The 21,965-nt window shown below is 45.5% G+C and carries 21 protein-coding genes; 16 read left to right on the top strand and 5 right to left on the bottom strand.

Annotation, left to right across the window (positions count from 1 at the left end; genetic code table 11):
- Window positions 1-94: 94 nt before the first annotated feature.
- From mnmG to QUF19_RS17040, 15 genes are all read left to right on the top strand, one after another.
- Complete coding sequence (gene mnmG, locus QUF19_RS17110; protein WP_012605106.1) at window positions 95-1,990, top strand: tRNA uridine-5-carboxymethylaminomethyl(34) synthesis enzyme MnmG; 1,896 nt, start codon at window positions 95-97, stop codon at window positions 1,988-1,990.
- On the top strand, window positions 1,990-2,622 hold the full coding sequence (rsmG, locus tag QUF19_RS17105; RefSeq protein WP_286295222.1) for a 16S rRNA (guanine(527)-N(7))-methyltransferase RsmG: 633 nt from the start codon (window positions 1,990-1,992) through the stop codon (window positions 2,620-2,622). The genes mnmG and rsmG overlap by 1 nt, the downstream gene beginning before the upstream one ends.
- A 14-nt stretch (window positions 2,623-2,636) precedes the next feature.
- On the top strand, window positions 2,637-3,410 hold the full coding sequence (locus QUF19_RS17100; protein ID WP_102437602.1) for a ParA family protein: 774 nt from the start codon (window positions 2,637-2,639) through the stop codon (window positions 3,408-3,410).
- 23 nt (window positions 3,411-3,433) lie between these two features.
- The gene (locus QUF19_RS17095) at window positions 3,434-4,315 is read left to right on the top strand and encodes a ParB/RepB/Spo0J family partition protein (RefSeq protein WP_017111745.1); all 882 of its coding nucleotides are present in this window, start codon (window positions 3,434-3,436) and stop codon (window positions 4,313-4,315) included.
- Window positions 4,316-4,506: 191 nt separating this feature from the next.
- Complete coding sequence (locus QUF19_RS17090; RefSeq protein WP_004735732.1) at window positions 4,507-4,896, top strand: F0F1 ATP synthase subunit I; 390 nt, start codon at window positions 4,507-4,509, stop codon at window positions 4,894-4,896.
- An 8-nt stretch (window positions 4,897-4,904) separates the two neighbouring features.
- On the top strand, window positions 4,905-5,702 hold the full coding sequence (gene atpB, locus QUF19_RS17085) for a F0F1 ATP synthase subunit A (protein ID WP_004735733.1): 798 nt from the start codon (window positions 4,905-4,907) through the stop codon (window positions 5,700-5,702).
- A gap of 50 nt (window positions 5,703-5,752) precedes the next feature.
- Window positions 5,753-6,010, top strand: a complete 258-nt coding sequence (gene atpE, locus QUF19_RS17080; protein WP_004735734.1) for a F0F1 ATP synthase subunit C — start codon at window positions 5,753-5,755, stop codon at window positions 6,008-6,010.
- Between the two features lie 58 nt (window positions 6,011-6,068).
- On the top strand, window positions 6,069-6,539 hold the full coding sequence (atpF, locus tag QUF19_RS17075; RefSeq protein WP_017077303.1) for a F0F1 ATP synthase subunit B: 471 nt from the start codon (window positions 6,069-6,071) through the stop codon (window positions 6,537-6,539).
- A gap of 15 nt (window positions 6,540-6,554) precedes the next feature.
- Window positions 6,555-7,088 (top strand): F0F1 ATP synthase subunit delta, encoded by a 534-nt coding sequence (atpH, locus tag QUF19_RS17070; RefSeq protein WP_017107529.1) that lies wholly within the window; start codon window positions 6,555-6,557, stop codon window positions 7,086-7,088.
- Between the two features lie 13 nt (window positions 7,089-7,101).
- Window positions 7,102-8,643, top strand: coding sequence for a F0F1 ATP synthase subunit alpha (atpA, locus tag QUF19_RS17065; RefSeq protein WP_004735737.1), 1,542 nt, complete (start codon window positions 7,102-7,104; stop codon window positions 8,641-8,643).
- Window positions 8,644-8,691: 48 nt separating this feature from the next.
- On the top strand, window positions 8,692-9,558 hold the full coding sequence (atpG, locus tag QUF19_RS17060; protein ID WP_017107530.1) for a F0F1 ATP synthase subunit gamma: 867 nt from the start codon (window positions 8,692-8,694) through the stop codon (window positions 9,556-9,558).
- A 34-nt stretch (window positions 9,559-9,592) separates the two neighbouring features.
- Window positions 9,593-10,996 carry a F0F1 ATP synthase subunit beta gene (atpD, locus tag QUF19_RS17055; RefSeq protein ID WP_017107531.1) on the top strand — a complete coding sequence of 468 codons (1,404 nt, stop codon included), beginning with the start codon at window positions 9,593-9,595 and terminating at the stop codon, window positions 10,994-10,996.
- Window positions 10,997-11,014: 18 nt separating this feature from the next.
- On the top strand, window positions 11,015-11,437 hold the full coding sequence (locus tag QUF19_RS17050; protein ID WP_017107532.1) for a F0F1 ATP synthase subunit epsilon: 423 nt from the start codon (window positions 11,015-11,017) through the stop codon (window positions 11,435-11,437).
- 184 nt (window positions 11,438-11,621) lie between these two features.
- A complete protein-coding gene (gene glmU / locus QUF19_RS17045; RefSeq protein WP_286295215.1) occupies window positions 11,622-12,980 on the top strand; it encodes a bifunctional UDP-N-acetylglucosamine diphosphorylase/glucosamine-1-phosphate N-acetyltransferase GlmU in 1,359 nt (452 codons plus the stop codon).
- 220 nt (window positions 12,981-13,200) lie between these two features.
- Complete coding sequence (locus QUF19_RS17040; protein WP_286298919.1) at window positions 13,201-14,805, top strand: diguanylate cyclase; 1,605 nt, start codon at window positions 13,201-13,203, stop codon at window positions 14,803-14,805.
- A gap of 80 nt (window positions 14,806-14,885) precedes the next feature.
- Here QUF19_RS17040 and punC read toward each other — a convergent pair whose 3' ends face one another.
- Entirely contained in the window at window positions 14,886-16,097 is a 1,212-nt protein-coding gene (punC, locus tag QUF19_RS17035; protein ID WP_102437606.1) for a purine nucleoside transporter PunC, read from the bottom strand.
- Window positions 16,098-16,260: 163 nt separating this feature from the next.
- Here punC and punR point away from each other — a divergent pair, with 163 nt between their 5' ends.
- Window positions 16,261-17,175 (top strand): DNA-binding transcriptional activator PunR, encoded by a 915-nt coding sequence (punR, locus tag QUF19_RS17030; RefSeq protein ID WP_065104226.1) that lies wholly within the window; start codon window positions 16,261-16,263, stop codon window positions 17,173-17,175.
- A gap of 100 nt (window positions 17,176-17,275) precedes the next feature.
- Here punR and ilvA read toward each other — a convergent pair whose 3' ends face one another.
- The 4 genes from ilvA to ilvM are packed head-to-tail and all read right to left on the bottom strand — an operon-like array spanning window position 17,276 to window position 21,964.
- Window positions 17,276-18,820, bottom strand: a complete 1,545-nt coding sequence (gene ilvA / locus QUF19_RS17025; RefSeq protein ID WP_061025213.1) for a threonine ammonia-lyase, biosynthetic — start codon at window positions 18,818-18,820, stop codon at window positions 17,276-17,278.
- A 3-nt stretch (window positions 18,821-18,823) separates the two neighbouring features.
- On the bottom strand, window positions 18,824-20,665 hold the full coding sequence (gene ilvD / locus QUF19_RS17020) for a dihydroxy-acid dehydratase (protein ID WP_286295213.1): 1,842 nt from the start codon (window positions 20,663-20,665) through the stop codon (window positions 18,824-18,826).
- A gap of 33 nt (window positions 20,666-20,698) precedes the next feature.
- Window positions 20,699-21,667, bottom strand: a complete 969-nt coding sequence (locus QUF19_RS17015; protein WP_102361773.1) for a branched-chain amino acid transaminase — start codon at window positions 21,665-21,667, stop codon at window positions 20,699-20,701.
- 12 nt (window positions 21,668-21,679) lie between these two features.
- Window positions 21,680-21,964 (bottom strand): acetolactate synthase 2 small subunit, encoded by a 285-nt coding sequence (gene ilvM / locus QUF19_RS17010; RefSeq protein WP_017111739.1) that lies wholly within the window; start codon window positions 21,962-21,964, stop codon window positions 21,680-21,682.
- Window position 21,965: the final 1 nt, after the last annotated feature.

Raw genomic sequence — 21,965 nt, 5'->3', positions numbered from 1 at the left:
AAAATTCCAAAAACGTTTTCTCAAGCTATGAAAACAGGTAGAATATCGCTCCTTTTTATCAATCTAGAAACGTTTGAGTACCTGAGGTCGGTTCATGCTTTATCACGAAAAATTTGACGTCATCGTTGTTGGTGGTGGCCATGCAGGAACGGAAGCCGCACTCGCATCTGCACGTACTGGTCAAAGTACGTTATTACTAACTCATAATATCGATACGTTGGGACAGATGTCTTGCAACCCAGCCATTGGCGGGATCGGTAAGGGCCACTTGGTAAAAGAGGTCGATGCTATGGGTGGATTAATGGCGCAAGCTATTGATCATGCAGGTATTCAGTTCAGAACATTAAATGCATCAAAAGGCCCTGCGGTACGTGCAACTCGTGCACAAGCTGACCGCGCACTTTACAAAGCCTTTGTCCGTAATGTTCTTGAAAACACACCAAACCTAACTCTGTTCCAACAGTCGGTTGATGACTTGATCGTTGAACAAGATCAAGTGGTGGGTGTGGTTACGCAAATGGGCCTCAAATTCCGCGCTAACGCTGTGGTCTTAACGGTAGGCACATTCCTAGGCGGTAAGATCCATATTGGTATGGAAAGTTCATCGGGTGGACGCGCGGGTGATCCACCATCGATCGCGCTTGCTGACCGTCTTCGTGATCTTCCATTTCGTGTTGATCGCCTGAAAACGGGTACACCTCCTCGCATCGATGCACGCAGCGTTGATTTTTCTGAGCTTGAGGTTCAACACGGCGATAATCCGACTCCGGTTTTCTCATTCATGGGTAACCGAGCTCAGCAGCCGCGTCAGATTCCATGTTACATCACGCACACTAACGAAAATACGCATGACGTTATTCGTGCCAATCTCGATCGCAGCCCAATGTACGCTGGTGTGATTGAAGGTATTGGCCCTCGTTACTGTCCGTCGATTGAAGACAAAGTGATGCGCTTTGCTGATAAAAACAGTCACCAAATTTTCATTGAGCCTGAAGGCCTAACGACGCACGAGTTATACCCTAATGGTATTTCAACCAGTTTGCCGTTTGATGTTCAGGTAAAAATTGTTCACTCAATGAAAGGTTTTGAGAACGCACACATCGTTCGTCCTGGCTACGCGATTGAGTACGATTTCTTTGACCCTCGCGATCTTAAACTGACTTACGAAACCAAGTTTATTAAGGGTCTGTTCTTTGCCGGTCAAATCAATGGCACCACTGGCTACGAAGAAGCCGCAGCACAAGGCTTAATGGCCGGTTTGAATGCGAGTTTGTTTACGCAAGGCAAAGAGGGCTGGAGCCCACGCCGCGATCAAGCTTACATGGGTGTACTTATTGATGACTTGTCGACAATGGGTACTAAAGAACCGTACCGCATGTTTACATCTCGTGCCGAATACCGCTTGTTGCTACGTGAAGACAACGCCGATATCCGTTTGACTGAAAAGTCACGTGAACTTGGCTTGGTCGACGATGCTCGTTGGACACGATTCAACGAGAAGATGGAAAACATGGAGAAAGAGCGTCAACGTCTTAAAGAAACATGGATTAATCCAAAATCTGAAGATATTGATCAATTGAACCAGATCCTTAAAACACCAATGTCTCGTGAAGCGAGTGGTGAAGATCTTCTTCGTCGTCCTGAAATGACTTATTCACAGCTAACGTCGTTAGATCGTTTCGGTCCTGCATTGGAAGATCAACAAGCCTCTGAGCAAGTTGAGATCCAAGTTAAGTACGATGGCTATATCCAGCGTCAACAAGATGAAATTGAAAAATCACTGCGTCATGAAAACACCAAACTGCCGGCTGACATCGATTACAGCAAGGTAAAAGGGCTTTCTAACGAAGTGGTTCTAAAACTAACTACCGCTAAACCTGACTCGATCGGTATTGCTTCGCGTATCTCAGGTATCACGCCTGCTGCAATCTCGATTTTGTTGGTTTATCTGAAAAAGCACGGCCTATTGAAAAAAGGTGAGGAAGCATAATGAGCGCATTACGCGAAAAACTGGATCACCTGATTAGCCAGACTGAACTTGAAGTATCGGAAAAACAACGTAGCCAATTAGTGGGCTACGTTGAATTACTCAATAAATGGAACAAGGCTTATAATTTAACGTCTGTTCGTGACCCGCAAGAAATGATGGTGAAACATATCTTAGATAGCATCATTGTTAGCACTCACTTACAAGGCAAGCGCTTTATTGATGTAGGTACGGGCCCTGGTCTTCCTGGGATTCCGCTCTCAATCATGAACCCTGACTGCGAGTTTTACTTGCTCGATAGCCTAGGCAAGCGTATTCGTTTTATTAAACAAGTGATTCATGAATTGGGCATCGACAACGTTGTTCCAGTACAAAGCCGTGTTGAAGAATTTCAACCAGAAGAAAAGTTTGATGCAGTGCTCAGTCGTGCGTTTGCTTCAATGACAGACATGGTAGAGTGGTGTCACCATTTACCTAAAGAGCAATCCGGTGTATTTTTGGCTCTTAAGGGACAACATCCTAGAGACGAAATCGACCTGTTACCTGAATGGTGTTCAGTGACAGACATCAAAGCTTTGCAAGTGCCAGAGCTTGATGGAGAGCGTCATTTAGTTACTTTATCGCGTCAGGGATAATCAGCGAGGCCATAGTGGGTAGAATTGTAGCAATTGCCAACCAGAAAGGTGGCGTAGGAAAAACAACAACTTGTGTTAACTTAGCAGCATCAATGGCAGCAACTAAACGCAAGATATTGGTTGTTGACCTCGACCCTCAAGGTAATGCCACTATGGCGAGTGGTGTCGACAAATATCAGGTTGAAGCAACTGCTTACGATTTGCTGGTTGAAGACAGCCCATTCGATGAGGTAGTTTGCCGAAGCACATCTGGTAATTACGACCTCATTGCCGCAAACGGTGACGTTACGGCAGCAGAAATCAAGCTGATGGAAGTGTTTGCTCGCGAAGTTCGCCTAAAGAACGCACTGGCATCCATTCGTGGCAACTATGATTTCATCTTTATTGATTGCCCACCGTCATTAAATCTTCTTACAATCAACGCGATGGCTGCGGCCGATTCCGTTTTGGTTCCTATGCAATGTGAATACTTTGCTTTAGAAGGTTTGACTGCATTGATGGATACCATCAGTAAACTTGCCGCTGTAGTAAACGAGGATCTGAAGATCGAAGGTCTCCTGCGTACAATGTACGATCCTCGTAACCGCTTATCGAATGAAGTCTCTGATCAACTCAAAAAACACTTCGGTAATAAAGTCTACCGAACTGTGATCCCTCGTAATGTGCGTCTGGCAGAAGCGCCAAGTCATGGCAAGCCAGCAATGTACTACGACAAATATTCCGCAGGAGCTAAAGCATATCTTGCTCTGGCAGGCGAAATGTTGCGTCGTGAAGAAGTCCCAGTATAAGTCTAACCAAAGGAATTCGCTCAATGTCTAAGCGTGGTTTAGGAAAAGGGCTAGATGCATTGCTTGCAACTAGCTCGTTGGCTCGTGAAAAACAACAAGTTGCTTCTCATAGCCAGGCTTTGTCTGCTGATGGAGAACTGATCGAGATTGCTGTTGGTTGCTTAAAGCCAGGTGTATATCAACCGCGTAAGGATATTGCGCCAGAAGCGCTAGAAGAGTTGGCAGCTTCAATCCAATCTCAAGGCATTATTCAGCCGATTGTTGTGCGTCATTTAACGCAGGACCAGTTTGAGATTATCGCTGGTGAACGTCGTTGGAGAGCCGCTCGCCAAGCTGGTCTTAAGCAGGTTCCGTGTCTGGTTAAGAAAGTCGCTGACAAGGCCGCTATTGCTATGGCATTGATCGAGAATATTCAGCGTGAAGACCTGAATGTGATCGAGGAAGCGCAGGCTCTAGAACGTTTACAGAACGAATTTGAACTGACGCACCAAAAGGTGGCTGATGTGATAGGTAAATCTCGCGCAACCGTGAGTAACCTGCTGCGTCTTAACCAATTGGCTGAGCCGGTAAAGGCGTTAGTCGTGTCAAAGCAGCTTGAGATGGGCCATGCTCGTGCATTATTAGCACTTGAAGGTGATGTTCAGGTCGAAGCGGCTAACACCGCAGCAAGCAAACAAATGACCGTGCGTCAAACTGAGCAACTCGTTAAAAAGTGCTTAAAACCAGAGGTTGAGTCTGAATCGAAGCCCGAGGACAAAGAAGCCATCGAACTTTCACGAAGACTTACGGAAAAATTGCAAGCAAACGTTTCAGTTACTCGTTCTGTTAGCGGTAAGTCAAAAGTGACAATTACTCTTGATGAGCCTCACAAATTAGAGCAACTTATTGCTAAACTAGAGTACTAAATGAGATAATTGATTTAGGTCAATTATGTAATAAACAAGTAATTTCGTACAAAAGTTGTCGGTTTGTATGCAAAAATGTAAATGATTGCTGCATTGTGATTGCAATCAATTTGGCTGAACGTATAATTTTCGCCAATTTCTCAGCACGCTTTTAAGCGAGTGGTAAAGTGGGCTTAAAGAGGAACGAATACATGGTAGCGGCGTTAGCAAGACCAGGACGAGTGCTTGCAAAGCAAATGTTATTGATCGAGCTTAGCGCGGTTATATTAGTGGCGATAGGGTTAGGTTTAGCTGTTAATCCTGATTGGGGTTTTGCTGCATTAATCGGTGGCGGTATTTTTGTCATCGCGAATGTAGTTTTTTGTGTGTGTGCTTTTCTATTTTGTGGAGCTCGCGCAACTAAGTTAGTTGCGGCGTCGTTCTATGCTGGCGAAGTGCTCAAAATCTTAATCACAGTTTTACTATTCTCTATTGTCTACATGTATATGCAGGTGGAATTAATTCCCCTCAAACTGACCTATTTACTGGTTCTAGGTATTAATATCTTTGCGCCAGTGCTTTTCATTAACAATAAAAAATAGGATGAGTTATGGCTGCGCCAACAGCATCCGGATACATTGAACACCATTTACAAAACCTTTCTTTAGCTAAGTTTGGTCTTGTAGAGGAAACAAGTTTCTGGAACGTACATATAGACAGTCTGTTTTTTTCTGTGCTGACAGGGGTGTTATTCCTTTGGGTTTTTCGCTCAGTCGCTAAGAAAGCAACAGTAGGTGTACCTGGTAAGCTTCAGTGTTTTGTTGAAATGGTAGTGGAATTCGTTGGCGACAACGTTAAAGAAACTTTCCATGGCCGCAATCCTCTGGTAGCTCCATTAGCACTGACTATATTCTGCTGGATTATCATAATGAACTTGATGGACTTAGTGCCTATCGATTTCTTACCGTATCCTGCAGAGCATTGGCTAGGTATCCCTTACTTGAAAGTGGTTCCTACAGCTGATGTAAATATAACAATGGCAATGGCTTTAGGTGTTTTTGCTCTGATGATCTACTACAGCATCAAAGTAAAAGGCTTGGGCGGATTTGCTAAAGAATTGGCACTGCATCCATTTAATCACCCAATCATGATTCCATTTAACTTGGTACTTGAGGTAATTTCGTTATTAGCGAAGCCACTATCTCTAGGTATGCGTTTATTTGGTAATATGTTTGCGGGTGAGGTGGTGTTTATTCTTATCGCGGCAATGCTACCGTGGTACTTACAATGGGTAGGTGCACTACCTTGGGCTATCTTCCATATCTTGGTTATTTTGATTCAAGCGTTTGTTTTCATGATGTTGACAATCGTTTATCTATCAATGGCCCATGAAGATAGTGATCACTAAAAAAATTTTTAAGCTTTATTCTAACTATTAATGTTAATCGGAGAACGTAAATGGAAACTGTACTAAGTTTTTCAGCAATCGCTGTTGCTATCATTGTTGGTCTTTGTGCCGTAGGTACTGCAATTGGTTTTGCTATTCTTGGTGGTAAATTCCTAGAAGGCGCTGCGCGTCAACCTGAAATGGCTCCAATGCTACAAGTTAAGATGTTCATCATCGCTGGTCTACTGGATGCTGTTCCAATGATCGGTATCGTAATCGCACTACTATTCACGTTTGCTAACCCATTTGTAAGTCAGCTAGCAGGCTAATTAACTCTCAATAGTTAATTAAATTTTTGTAGTTGATTCTTAACGAGGAGTAGCTGTTGTGAATATGAACGCAACTCTGTTAGGTCAAGCAATTGCTTTTTCGCTGTTTGTTTGGTTCTGCATGAAATATGTATGGCCACCAATTATGCAAGCAATTGAAGAACGTCAGAAAAAAATTGCTGACGGTCTTGTAGCCGCTGAACGCGCTGCTAAAGACTTGAACCTGGCACAAGCCAACGCTTCTGAGCAAATGAAGGAAGCGAAGCGCACTGCAACTGAGGTTATTGATCAGGCAAACAAACGTAAAGCTCAGATTATTGATGAAGCGCGCGAAGAGGCTCAGGCAGAACGCCAGAAGATCTTAACGCAAGCTGAAGCTGAAATTGAAGCTGAACGCACACGTGCCCGTGATGACCTGCGCAAACAAGTCGCAACTCTGGCTATAGCTGGTGCTGAGAAAATCCTTGAGCGTACTATCGATAAAGATGTACACAATGATCTTCTTAACAACATTACTGCAAAACTTTAAAGCAAGGGGCTGTATATGTCTGATTTGACTACAATCGCACGCCCCTATGCTAAAGCAGCGTTTGACTTTGCGGTAGATAAAGGTGAGCTAGACCAATGGGGTCAAATGCTTACTTTTGCTGCCGAAGTGGCACAAAATGATGATGTTCATAATTTATTAAGCAGTTCTATGACTGCTGAAAAGTTAGCTGAAGTATTCATTGTAATTTGTGGCGAACAATTTGATGAATTCGGTCAGAACTTAATTAAAGTGATGGCAGAGAATGGTCGTTTAATGGCCTTTCCTGATGTTTGCAAACAGTTCTTATTGCTTAAACAAGAGCATGAGAAAGAAATCGACGTTGAAGTAACTTCAGCGGTTGAGCTTTCTGAAGAACAACGTTCAAGCATCATCAGCAAATTGGAACTGCGCCTAGCGCGCAAAGTTCAGCTGAATTGCAGTATAGATGAGACTCTACTTAGTGGAGTTATTATTCGAGCCGGAGACCTAGTCATCGATAACTCAGCGCGCAGTCGTTTAGACCGCCTGAGCGATGCATTGCAGTCTTAATGGGGATTGGAGCATGCAACTTAATTCCACTGAAATTAGCGATCTAATTAAACAACGTATTGAATCTTTCGACGTTGTTAGTGAAGCTCGCAATGAAGGTACTATCGTTTCTGTAAGCGATGGCATCCTTAGCATCCACGGCCTAGCGGACGTGATGCAAGGTGAAATGATCGAACTACCGGGTGGCCGTTACGCGCTAGCACTAAACTTGAACCGTGATTCGGTTGGTGCTGTTGTAATGGGCCCGTATGCTGACCTACAGGAAGGCATGAAAGTTACAGGTACTGGTCGTATTCTTGAAGTACCAGTAGGTCCTGAAATGCTTGGTCGTGTTGTAAACACGCTAGGTGAGCCAATTGATGGTAAAGGTCCTATCGAAGCGAAATTAACTTCGCCTGTAGAAATTATCGCACCAGGTGTAATCGACCGTAAATCGGTAGATCAACCTGTTCAAACTGGTTACAAGTCAGTTGACTCAATGATCCCTATCGGTCGTGGTCAACGTGAACTAGTAATCGGTGACCGTCAGACTGGTAAAACAGCAATGGCGATCGATGCGATTATCAACCAGAAAGACTCTGGTATTTTCTCTATCTACGTAGCTATCGGCCAAAAAGCGTCGACTATTGCTAACGTAGTTCGCAAACTAGAAGAGCACGGCGCACTGGCTAACACTGTTGTTGTTGTTGCATCGGCTTCTGAATCTGCTGCGCTGCAATACCTTGCACCGTATGCTGGTTGTGCGATGGGTGAATACTTCCGTGATCGCGGCGAAGATGCACTGATTGTTTATGATGATCTATCTAAGCAAGCGGTAGCTTACCGTCAAATTTCACTACTACTTAAGCGTCCACCTGGCCGTGAAGCGTTCCCTGGTGATGTTTTCTACCTTCACTCTCGTCTACTAGAGCGTGCTGCTCGTGTAAGCGAAGCATACGTAGAAAAGTTCACTAACGGTGAAGTGACAGGCAAGACTGGTTCTTTAACTGCTCTACCTATCATCGAAACGCAAGCTGGTGACGTATCTGCATTCGTACCAACGAACGTAATCTCGATTACTGATGGTCAGATCTTCCTACAAACTGAACTATTCAACGCGGGCGTACGTCCAGCTGTTGACCCTGGTATCTCAGTTTCTCGTGTAGGTGGTTCGGCGCAGACTAAAATCATCAAGAAGCTATCTGGCGGTATCCGTACTGCTCTAGCTCAATACCGTGAACTCGCAGCATTTGCACAGTTCTCATCGGATCTTGATGAAGCGACCAAAAAGCAACTAGACCACGGTCAAAAAGTTACAGAACTGATGAAGCAGAAACAATATGCTCCTATGTCTGTATTTGACCAAGCTCTAGTAATCTTCGCTGCAGAGCGTGGATACCTTCAAGACGTAGAGCTTTCTAAAGTTCTAGATTTTGAAGCTGCTTTACTGTCGTTTGCTCGTGGTCAATACGCTGATCTAGCAACACAGATCGACGCAACGGGTGCTTTCAACAAAGAAATCGAAGCTGAGCTGAAGAAGCTTGTTGACGATTTCAAGGCAACCCAGACCTGGTAATTGGTAGGTGGTCTTAGGGCCACCTCATACCATTAACGGAGAGTAACGATGGCCGGCGCAAAAGAGATACGTAATAAAATCGGTAGTGTTAAAAGCACACAGAAGATTACGAAAGCAATGGAAATGGTAGCAGCTTCAAAAATGCGTCGTTCTCAAGACGCAATGGAAGCTACTCGTCCATATGCAGAAACAATGCGTAAAGTGATCGGTCATTTGGCTAATGGTAGCCTCGAGTATAAGCATCCTTATCTTGAGGAACGTGAAGCCAAACGTGTTGGTTACATCATCGTTTCTACAGACCGTGGTCTTTGTGGTGGTTTGAACATTAACTTGTTCAAGAAAGCTATGAATGACATGAAAGATTGGTCTGAGAAAGGTGCTGATGTAGAGCTTGCAATTGTAGGTTCTAAAGCAACAGCATTTTTCAATAACAGCGGCGCGAAAGTAGCAGCTCAAGTTTCTGGTCTGGGCGATCGTCCAAGCCTTGAAGACTTGATTGGCTCTGTAAGCGTTATGCTGAAGAAATATGATGAAGGTGAATTGGATCGCCTGTTCGTAGTGTTTAACAGATTTGAAAACACTATGGTTCAAGAACCAACGATCGATCAATTACTTCCTTTGCCTAAATCAGACAGCGAAGACATGAAACGCGATCATGCTTGGGACTACATTTATGAGCCTGAGCCAAAACCATTACTAGATGCACTATTAGTTCGATACGTCGAATCTCAAGTGTATCAAGGTGTGGTAGAGAATCTTGCTTGTGAACAAGCGGCTCGAATGATTGCAATGAAATCAGCAACAGATAATGCTGGTGACATTATTGATGACTTAGAACTTGTGTATAACAAAGCCCGTCAATCGGCGATTACACAAGAACTTTCTGAGATCGTTTCAGGCGCAGCTGCGGTTTAAGCTTAGGTAAAACTAAATAGTTAGAGGATTAACGATGGCTACAGGTAAGATCGTACAGATCATTGGTGCGGTAGTCGACGTAGAGTTCCCACAGGGCGAAGTACCTCGTGTATACGATGCTCTGAATGTTAATGAAGTGAAAGAACGTCTAGTTCTTGAAGTTCAGCAACAACTTGGCGGTGGCGTAGTACGCGCAATCGTAATGGGTAGCTCTGATGGTTTACGTCGTGGTTTGACAGTTGAAAATACTGGCGCTCCAATCTCGGTACCAGTAGGTACTAAGACACTTGGTCGTATCATGAACGTCCTAGGTGACGCAATTGATGAGTGTGGTGAAATCGGTGCTGAAGAGCATTACGCAATTCACCGCGAAGCTCCAAGCTACGAAGAGCAGTCTAATGAGACTTCTCTTCTAGAAACTGGTGTTAAAGTAATCGACTTGATTTGTCCATTCGCTAAGGGTGGTAAAATCGGTCTATTCGGTGGTGCTGGTGTAGGTAAGACCGTTAACATGATGGAACTTATCAACAACATCGCACTTCAACACTCAGGCCTATCTGTATTTGCAGGTGTAGGTGAGCGTACTCGTGAAGGTAACGATTTCTACTTTGAGATGCAGGAAGCAGGTGTTGTAAACATCGAAAAACCTGAAGAATCAAAAGTAGCGATGGTTTACGGTCAGATGAACGAGCCACCAGGTAACCGTCTACGTGTTGCACTGACTGGTCTAACAATGGCAGAGCGCTTCCGTGACGAAGGTCGTGACGTTCTACTGTTCGTTGATAACATCTACCGTTACACACTAGCAGGTACTGAAGTATCAGCACTTCTAGGTCGTATGCCTTCTGCGGTAGGTTACCAACCTACACTAGCTGAAGAAATGGGTGTTCTACAAGAGCGTATCACGTCAACTAAAGCTGGTTCTATCACGTCTGTACAGGCGGTATACGTACCTGCGGATGACTTGACTGACCCGTCTCCAGCAACAACGTTCGCTCACTTAGATGCAACGGTAGTACTTAACCGTAATATCGCATCTATGGGTCTATACCCAGCGATCGACCCGCTAGATTCTACTTCACGTCAACTGGATCCATTGGTAGTTGGACAAGAACACTACGACATCGCTCGTGGCGTTCAGTCTACACTTCAGCGCTATAAAGAGCTGAAAGATATCATTGCTATCCTAGGTATGGATGAGCTATCTGAAGAAGATAAGCAAGTCGTATCTCGTGCTCGTAAGATTGAGAAGTTCCTAACTCAGCCTTACCACGTAGCGGAAGTATTTACAGGTGACCCAGGCGTTTACGTACCTCTTAAAGAGACTCTACGTGGCTTCCAAGGTCTTCTATCTGGTGAATACGATGACATTCCAGAGCAAGCGTTCATGTACTGTGGTGCAATTGACGAAGCTATTGAGAATGCTAAGAAGCTATAAGGCTAACTAGGAGGCGATATGGCAGCAATAACCTTTCACCTAGACGTTGTAAGCGCAGAGAAACAACTTTTCTCTGGTCTTGTTGAAACGTTTCAGGTGACCGGTAGTGAGGGTGAGCTTGGTATTTTCCATGGTCACACTCCACTGCTGACCGCTATCAAGCCTGGTATGGTGCGTATTGTTAAGCAGCACGGCCACGAAGAAATCATTTATGTTTCTGGTGGTATGGTAGAAGTTCAGCCTGGTACAGCGACTGTACTGGCTGATACGGCTATCCGTGGTGAAGAACTAGACGCAGCAAAGGCGGAAGAAGCTAAGCGCAAGGCTGTGGAGAATATCCAAAATCAGCATGGCGACATAGACTTCGCACAAGCGGCCGGTGAACTGGCTAAAGCCATTGCTCAGTTACGAGTTATCGAACTGACAAAACAGCGTCGTTAATCTTTTATAAGATTAGTGACTCTGAGATAAAGGCGACCTAAGGGTCGCCTTTTTGCATTTTTGAACTCTCAAAAATGCTCCTTTTACATATCAATACCGGTTAAATGGTTATTGCGATTTAATTTTTTGGCCAAAAACGGTTACAATATCGGCTTAATAAAAAATAATGTTGGATAGGTTTACAATGAAGTTTAGCGCGGTAATTCTCGCAGCGGGCAAAGGCACTCGCATGTATTCAAACACACCAAAGGTTCTACACACTCTTGCGGGTAAGCCGATGGTTAAACACGTTATCGATACTTGTAACGGCTTAGGCGCTCAAAACATCCACTTGGTTTACGGCCACGGTGGTGAGCAGATGAAATCTACGCTAGCGAGCGAGACGGTTAACTGGGCACTGCAAGCTGAACAGCTCGGTACTGGCCACGCGGTCGATCAGGCTTCTGCGCATTTCGCTGATGATGAAAAAGTACTTGTACTATACGGTGATGTTCCGCTTATCTCGCCAGAAACCATTGAAAACCTATTAGACGCTCAACCAAACGGTGGTATTGCACTACTCACTGTCGTTCTAGATAACCCTATGGGTTACGGTCGTATCATTCGTCGCAATGGCCCTGTCGTGGCAATCGTTGAGCAGAAAGATGCGACCGATGAGCAGAAGCTTATCAAAGAGATCAACACCGGCGTTATGGTCGCAACAGGCGGCGATCTTAAGCGTTGGCTATCAGGTCTAAGCAATGACAACGCACAAGGTGAATATTACCTGACTGACGTTATCGCAGCGGCTCACGATGAAGGTCGTGCGGTTGAAGCGGTTCACCCTGTCAACCCAATTGAAGTTGAAGGCGTGAACGATCGCTCTCAACTGGCTCGTCTAGAGCGTGCTTACCAAGCTGAGCAAGCAGACAAGCTATTAAAGCAAGGCGTAATGCTGCGCGACCCAAGCCGCTTTGACCTACGTGGTGAGCTTCAATGTGGTATGGATGTTGAGATTGATACCAACGTAATCATTGAAGGCAGCGTAAGCATTGGTGATAACGTGGTTATCGGCACTGGTTGTGTACTGAAAGACTGTGAGATTGATGACAACACTATCGTTCGCCCATACAGCGTAATCGAAGGTGCGACAATTGGTGAAGACTGTACGGTTGGTCCTTTCACTCGCTTACGTCCTGGTGCTGACATGCGTAACAATTCGCACGTCGGCAACTTTGTTGAAGTGAAGAACACTCGCCTTGGTGAAGGTTCTAAAGCGAACCACCTAACATATCTCGGTGATGCTGAAATTGGTCAGCGCGTAAATGTGGGTGCCGGTGCTATCACTTGTAACTACGATGGCGCGAACAAGTTTAAGACCATCATTGGCGATGACGTATTTGTTGGTTCAGATAGCCAACTCATCGCTCCTGTTACGATTGGTAACGGTGCTACCGTTGGTGCTGGCTCTACAGTAACTCGTGATGTTGCTGAAAATGAGTTAGTTATCAGCCGTGCAAAAGAACGCAAGATTGCTGATTGGAAACGTCCAACTAAGAAGTAATTTCTGACGTTTGAAATCTTATTCTGATAAAAGCCAGTAACGATTGTTGCTGGCTTTTTTGTCATCCTTTACTGACAAAAAAATAATCTATTTCCCAATTGTATTTTGTTGTAGTCTTGTTATTATTCGGGCGGTAGTTCTGTAAAATGGAAGTGAACACACTGTGAGACTTGTCGATAAGAAATGGCAGACCCTGCCAATCGTTATTTTATCTTTTTCAATGCTGGTGGGCCTATATGGCTTTTACATCACCTTGGAAAAGTTAGTAGTAGAAAACGAACGCAACCACTTAGTGTCGTTGATGTCTGATGTCGTTTATGAAATCCGTGAAGACAACAGTTTGTTTACGGATGGTGTCGATGCTGATGATTATATTGGTAACCTTACGCAAGCTAACACACGGTTAAGAATTCAGATCATTAATCCTGATGGCGTGGTGATTGGTGATACTGACCTGTCTGATCATGCACTGGCGAGCGTTGAGAATCATAGTGACCGCCCTGAATTTCAGCAAGCTCTGAAAACCGGACTTGGCAGTGATGTGCGTTTTAGTACCGTTACCTCTGTTGACCGAATCTATTACTCCTACAAAGAATCTATCAACGATAACAGTTTCGTTATCGTGATCTCTTCACCTATGCACCAGCTTAAGCAGATGAACTTCCAGTTAATGGGAATTCTGATCGGCATGGTATTACTGAGCTTGAGTTTCCTGATTGGTACGTCTTATGTAAGCAACCGTCAGATCGTTCATAAAGTGGAAGAAGAGCAGAAGAAGCAAGATGAGCGTATTCGCCAAAGAACTCATGAAATAGAACTGATGCACCGCCTCGCGAACATGTTGGCAGCGTGTAATAACATGGTTGAAGCACAGCAGATTGTTTCTGATATCTTGCCGCGAATTCTTGGTAACGTGAACGGCAGTGTTTCCCTGATGCGTGCATCGCGTAACCAGCTGATCACTCAGCTCGACTGGGGAGAAGCGTGGCCGGGTAGCGCAAGCTTTGCGCCGGAAGAGTGTTGGTCATTACGTAAAGGTCGTGCGCACCAATCGAATGATGATTTCCATTCGTTGACTTGTGGGCACATGCACGAGATGGATAACAACCAAACGCTTTGTATTCCGTTGACTGCACACGGCAATACCATCGGTATTATGCACCTTTACTTCGGGGTGGGTGATATCAAGATTGATCCTATTACCGAGCAACTGGCTTTCAGTGTTTCAGAGCATTTAGGTTTAGCGCTGGCTAACTTGAGCCTTCAAGAGAAGCTTCGCTCACAAGCATTAAGCGATCCATTAACGGGTCTGTTTAACCGTCGTTTCTTCGAACAAAAACTGGAAGAACATTCGATGAACTCCGCCACCAGCGAGCAACCGTTATCATTGCTGATGCTCGATTTGGATCACTTCAAACGTTTCAATGACAACTTTGGCCATGATGCGGGTGATTTCGTATTGAAAGAGATCAGCGCACTACTCAAACAGAGTGTGAGTGAAGATGAGATCGCATGCCGATTAGGCGGTGAAGAGTTAGCGATACTGCTTCCGCATTACTCGATGGAACAAGCTACGGAGTTTGGTCAGACATTGTGTGATGCGGTGCGCTCTATGCACCTTGAGCACAAAGGGCTTTCATTAGGACAGTTGGGCGTATCTATTGGTGTTGCCACCTATCCTAAACCAGCGTCTGATACAGAATCTTTGGTTAAGATGGCAGACAACGCACTCTATATGGCCAAAGATATGGGGCGTAGCCGAGTGGTTAACTATGACGAATACAGTCGCCACAAAGCACCAGTATTGGAAGCCGTTGAAGTGTAATCGAAGCGGTATCTAAGTAACCGTAGATATTAAAAAAGAGCGAGTAATCTCGCTCTTTTTTTGTTTTCTTAAGCTAGAAGCTAGTCTTGCTTCTCTTCTGCCACTACGCGAGAGTTATCTGGCGCAACAAAGTGGTCAGACAGTTCTTTGTTCGAAACGATGTAACCAATCCACAAAGTACCTAAACAAATCACCACAGCGATACCTGTCGCGCTTAGAGCTTGGCTCGCCATAGCGGCAACTAATGCGCTTGATAGGCTACTAATACTGATCTGAAGGCTATTCTGTAGGCCTGCCGCTGTTGCTGGACTCTGTTTTGCGCTTGATAGGGCACGGTTTACTACGATTGGGTAAAGCGCGCCGTTTGCTACTGCAATCAGACAGAACGGTGCCAGTAGAGGCCAAATTGAAGTCAGTTCCCATTGTGATGCGATAAAAATCAGTAACGCAGCAACACTAAACAAACCAATCAGGTTTCGTAATACGATGCCATCACCGTATTTTTTCACTGCCTGCTTACCGAAGTAACCACCCGCCATAAAGGCGATTGTCTGTGGAATGAAGCTCAGGCCAATGTCTTTGGCTTCATAACCTAGCTGAGCCATGATCTCTGGCATACCTGTTAGGTAAGCGAAGAACGCTGCTGACGCCGATGCAAACATCAACACATTGCCCATGTATGGCTTAGACTTAAGTAGCGTTTTAATATCCGTTTTTATCGATGTTTGTTTTACTTCCGGCGCTTCTTTTGGTTGAGCCATTGTCGTTGCGATCAACAATGCGCCCATTAGCGTCAATGTGATAAAGATACTGTGCCAGCCAAAGCTGTCTGCTAGCAACACACCCAGTTGAGGTGCTAATGCTGGAGATAGGGCTACTAGAGGCATGATAGTCGCAAAAATTTGCTGGCTACTGCTCTGAGAGTAGCGCTTGATAACCATTGCTTGCCAAATTACCGCAGGCGCACATACACCGATCGCTTGAATGAAGCGCAGTGTCAGTAGGTGCCATACTTCGGTACTGAATGCTAAGCCGAATGAAGCAGCAGTAAATATCACTAGACCGACAGCTAGCGTATTGCGGTGACCATATTTGTCACTTGCTAGACCCCAAAGAAGCTGACCCAGTGCCATACCGCCAAGGAATACGGTTAGAGACAAGGCGATCTGCTCTGGACCGGTTGCAAAGTCGACTTCCATTGCTTTAAACGCTGGAAGGTACATATCAGTCGCGATGAAACCAAGCATTGAAAGTACTGCAAGGTAGACCAATTGAAATTTAGAAATATTCATAAGATGCCATTAAGCTAAAGGTAGTGATGTTTTTATCATCAAAAAAATTGTTAGATAATCAGGTGTGAAAGTCCCTGTTTATTTATGCTGACATTCTATTTTTCAGAGCTGATAAAATAAAACGCTAAAATATGTAGTTATCAATCAAAAAATTTGAAGGCTTATGTTCTCTAAATCCTCGTTAGAAATGCTTGATACCGTTGCTCGCTTGGGCAGCTTTACTGCGGCTGCAGAACAATTGCACAAAGTACCATCGGCGATCAGCTATGGGGTTAGACAGGTAGAGCAAGAGCTTGATGTTTTACTTTTCAGACGCTTACCAAGAAAAGTAGAGCTAACGCCTGCTGGGGAGCTGTTTATTGAAGAGGCTCGCCAACTGCTGAGACAAATGGAAGAACTCAGTGCACAAACTCGCCGAGCTGCGCGTGGTTGGAAGAAAACCTTACGTCTAACCCTTGATAACGTGGTGAAGCTCGACAAGATGAAGCCAATGATTGAAGAGTTTTATCAAACCTTCGAGTTCGCTGAGTTACAGATCAACATGGAAGTGTTTAACGGTTCTTGGGAAGCCATTGCACAGGGCAGAGCGGATATTGTGATTGGCGCTACTTCGGCGATTCCGGTTGGTGGTGACTTTGAAGTAAAGGATATGGGGCGGTTAGATTGGGCATTTGTTATGTCACCCAGTCATCCTTGTGTGCGAGAGCAAAACCTCAACGAAGCCTTTGTCAGTCAATATCCAGCGATCTGTTTGGATGATACCTCTAGCGTGCTGCCTAAGCGTCACACTGGTCACTATGCGAGTCAGAGACGTCTTCTATTACCTAACTGGTACAGCGCAATAGAGTGCCTTAAAAATGGTGTTGGGGTGGGTTACATGCCAAGGCATATCGCCGCACCTATTATTGAGCAAGGTTTGCTGGTGGAAAAAATATTGCCCGAGCCAAGCCCGCAGAGCCATTGCTGCTTAGTGTGGCGTAAAGACGACAACCATAAGTTGATCGAGTGGATGGTTAAGTATTTAGGATCGAGTGAACAGCTTCACCAAGATTGGTTGGATCATCGTAAAGCGATCTAATGATGTGATCGGTTAAGGATCTTGCGAATGAGGTTTGAATCGGCCCAATAAAAAGAGCGAGTTATCATAACTCGCTCTTTTTCATGCATAGGCCGAACTCTTAAGACAAGAAGAACTTGTAGGAAGGGTTATCGGTTTCATCTTTGCATTGGTAGCCGAGTTCTTCTAAGTGCGTAGAGAACTGAGCCAGATCGTCATCACCAAGCTCAAAGCCACACAGCACACGACCATAATCAGCGCCGTGGTTACGATAGTTGAACAAGCTGATATTCCAATGAGTGCCTAAGGTATCAAGGAATTTAATCAATGCACCAGGGTATTCAGGAAACTCAAAGCTATATAGACGTTCTTTCAATGGCTTCGATGGTTTACCGCCGATCATGTAACGAATGTGCAGTTTGGCCATCTCGTCATCAGATAAGTCGACAACCGCGTAGTCACCCTCACGTAAGTCATTGATGATGTGTTCGAGTTCTTCTTGTCCACCTTGTAGACGTACACCAACGAAGATATTCGCCAGGCTTTCGTCGTTGTGGCGGTAGTTAAACTCAGTCACCGCTCGACCACCAATAATGTTACAGAACTCTAGGAACGCACCTTGTCGCTCTGGAATCGTTACCGCAAGTAGACCTTCTCGCTTCTCACCCAATTCACAACGCTCAGAGACATAACGTAGACCGTGGAAGTTGGTGTTTGCACCAGACAATACCGTCGCCAATTGCTTATCTTGTAGTTTGTTTTGTTCTGCAAACTTTTTAAGGCCTGCCAGAGCAAGCGCTCCTGAAGGCTCAGCAATCGCACGGGTGTCTTCAAAGATGTCCTTTACCGCAGAGCAGATTTCATCGCTAGAGACGGTAATATGACCATCAATGTACTGTTGGCAAAGACGGAAGGTTTCTTCACCAATGCGTTTTACCGCAACACCATCAGCAAACATGCTGACCTGATCCAGTACTACGGGTTCACCCGCATCCAGTGCTGCTTTCAAGCAAGCCGAGTCTTCAGGCTCTACCGCAATCACTTTAATTTCTGGCATCAGTTGTTTGATAAGCACTGCGACACCAGCGGCCAAGCCACCACCACCAACCGGTACAAAGATGTAATCCATGTGACCGTTCTGCTGCAGCATCTCCATACCCATAGTACCTTGTCCTGCAATCACGAGTGGGTGATCGAAAGGAGGCACAAAGGTGAAGCCATGTTCAGCTGATAGGCGTTCCGCTTCCGCTTTCGCTTCATCGAAATTACTGCCGTGCAAAACCACTTTGCCGCCAAAACCGCGTACCGCATCGACCTTGATGTCCGGCGTCGTTTTTGGCATCACTATCGTGGTTTGAATACCCAACTTAGAGCCAGATAGCGCCATACCTTGTGCGTGGTTTCCTGCTGATGCTGCGATCACACCTGCGGCTTTCTGTTGTTCAGAAAGGCTTGAAACCATGTTGTAAGCGCCGCGCAACTTAAACGAGTGTACCGGCTGACGGTCCTCTCGTTTTAGCTGAACCTGATTACCGATACGAGCGCTTAGACGTGGCATGTCTTGCAGAGGTGTCACAATCGCTGCTTCGTAAACCGGTGCTCTCAGGATCTGGCGCAGATAATCTGCGCCACTTTGTTTTTTGGGAGTGGAGGTGTCGTCACTCATAGATTAGTCCTCAAGCTTAGACTTATCACGCACTGCGCCTTTGTCGGCACTGGTTGCCATGCTCGCGTAAGCTTTCAGTGCGAATGACACTTCACGCTGACGGTTTTCTGGTTTCCAGCCTAATGCATCTTGTTTTTCACGACGTGCTGTTAGTTCTGCTTCTGGTACATCAAGCGTGATTGAACGGCTAGGGATGTCGATAGTGATGATATCGCCCGAGTTAACTAGACCAATTACACCGCCACTTGCTGCTTCTGGAGACGCGTGGCCGATAGACAGACCCGATGTACCACCAGAGAAGCGACCATCAGTCAGTAGAGCACATGACTTGCCTAGGCCCATTGATTTCAAGTAAGTCGTTGGGTACAGCATTTCTTGCATACCTGGACCTCCTTTAGGCCCTTCGTAGCGAATAACCACGACTTCGCCTGCTTTTACTTTACCCGCTAAGATACCTTCTACTGCTGTATCTTGGCTTTCAAATACGATTGCTGGACCTTGGAATTTAAGGTTTTCTTCATCAACACCTGCAGTCTTAACGATACAACCATCAACGGCGATGTTACCTGAAAGTACCGCTAGGCCACCTTCTTGGCTGAATGCGTTTTCTTTAGTACGAATACAACCTTCTTTGCGATCGTCATCAAGGCGATCCCAACGGCAATCTTGTGAGAAAGCTTTAGTTGTACGGATGCCCGCAGGGCCAGCACGGAAGAACTTAAGTACCGCTTCGTCTTCTGTCTGCATGATGTCGTACTGTGCAAGTTGCTCTTGCATGCTTAGACCAAGCACGGTGCGAGTTTGGTTGTTCAGTAGACCAGCACGGTCAAGTTCACCAAGGATCGCCATTACACCACCAGCGCGGTGAACGTCTTCCATGTGGTACTTAGGTGTTGAAGGTGCCACTTTACATAAGTGTGGAACACGGCGAGACATCGCATCGATATCATCCATATCGAAATCAATGTCGCCTTCTTGAGCGGCCGCTAAAAGGTGAAGAACGGTGTTACTAGAACCACCCATTGCGATATCAAGCGCCATCGCATTATCAAAAGCCGCGCGGTTTGCGATGTTGCGTGGCAGTGCTGATTCGTCGTCTTGCTCGTAGTAGCGCTTGGTTAGATCAACGATGCGCTTACCGGCATTGATGAACAGTTCTTCACGGTCTGCGTGGGTCGCCAGCATAGAACCGTTACCAGGCTGAGATAGGCCAAGTGCTTCTGTTAGACAGTTCATTGAGTTGGCTGTGAACATACCTGAACATGAACCACAGGTTGGACATGCAGAACGTTCTACTTGCTCACTTTGCTCATCTGAAATCGTTGGATCGGCACCTTGGATCATTGCATCAACAAGGTCGAGTTTGATGATCTGATCTGAAAGCTTGGTTTTACCTGCTTCCATTGGGCCGCCTGATACAAAGATCACTGGGATGTTAAGGCGCATTGCAGCCATCATCATTCCCGGAGTGATTTTGTCACAGTTAGAGATACACACCATCGCATCCGCACAGTGTGCATTGACCATGTATTCTACTGAGTCTGCAATAAGCTCACGTGATGGCAGTGAGTACAACATGCCGCCGTGGCCCATTGCGATACCATCATCGACTGCGATGGTGTTGAATTCTTTAGCGATACCGCCCGCTTTCTCGATTTCACCCGCAACCAGTTGACCCATATCTTTAAGGTGAACGTGGCCTGGTACGAATTGAGTGAAAGAGTTTACAACCGCGATGATTGGCTTACCGAAGTCATCATCTTTAACGCCAGTTGCACGCCATAAAGCGCGCGCACCAGCCATGTTGCGTCCGTGGGTAGTAGTTGCTGAACGATAGATTGGCATTGCTTAAATCCTTATAAAATATTTGGCTGTTGCTTACTTAGTGGTTTGTGTTTGGCTTTCTGACGCGTGGTCTGCTGGGTAAACGTAATCTAACCAGCCCCACTTATCTTCAGTCGTGCCATTGAATAAACCAAAGTAAGCTGCTTGAACTTTTTCAGTGATAGGACCGCGTTTGCCTTCACCTACTGTAATTTTGTCTACGCTGCGAACCGGAACGATCTCTGCAGCTGTGCCGGTCATGAAGACTTCGTCAGCAAGGTACAGTGCTTCACGAGCAATGTTCTCTTCACGGATTTCATAACCCATGTCTTTTGCTAGTGTCATGATCGAGTCACGAGTGATACCCGGCAGAATCGCGCTGGTTGCTGGTGGTGTAGAAAGAATGCCGTTACGAATAACAAAAATGTTCTCGCCCGCACCCTCTGAAAGGTACCCATCAACACTCAGAGCAATACCTTCATCGTAACCATGACGACGAGCTTCACCACCAACGAGCAGTGATGATAGGTAGTTACCGCCAGCCTTTGCCGAGGTTGGGATAGTATTTGGCGCTGCACGGTTCCAGCTTGAGATCATCGCATCTACGCCATTTTCTAGCGCTTCTTCACCTAGGTAAGAACCCCATGGGAAAGCGGCGATGATCAGATCCATTTCTGTGTTTTCAGGAGGGCAAACACCTAAACCAACGTTACCCACAAAGCCGAGAGGGCGGATGTACGCTGACTCTAGCTTATTTTGGCGTAGCGTTTCGCGAGTCGCTTCCATAATTTCTTCCTCAGTAAAAGGAATTGGGAAGCGGTAGATTTTCGCTGAGTCTTTTAGGCGTCTTGCGTGCTCAGGGTGACGGAAGATAACCGGCCCCTTTGGCGTGTTGTAGCAACGAACGCCTTCAAATACAGAAGTACCGTAGTGCATTGCGTGAGTCAGGACGTGAACGTTCGCCTCTGCCCAAGGAACCATTTCACCGTTAAACCAAATATAGTCTGCCGTTTTAGCTGTCATGTTTGCGGTTCCTTATGCACTTATTTTTTGTTGTAAGTTATTGTTTGGCAATTCATTGCGACTGATAGAGATAACGTCAACGGTACGTACATCCCACAGTTTTTCGATCTGATTAACTAAGAAAGAAATCGGGCGGTCACTGTCGACAATGATCTCAACGCTCGCGACTTTGCTTTCGTGGTTTTGGGTGCCTGCCACTTGCTTAACGATGAAGCCACGGTGACGAATAACACGAAGAACACGTTCTAACAGTACTGGTTTATCATCGGCTTTGATGTCTAATAAGTATCTTTTCATG

Source organism: Vibrio sp. FE10 (assembly GCF_030297155.1).
GTDB classification, from domain to species: domain Bacteria; phylum Pseudomonadota; class Gammaproteobacteria; order Enterobacterales; family Vibrionaceae; genus Vibrio; species Vibrio apostichopi.
The sequence above is the reverse complement of the archived record's forward strand: the minus strand, read 5'-3'. Positions and strand labels throughout refer to the sequence as shown.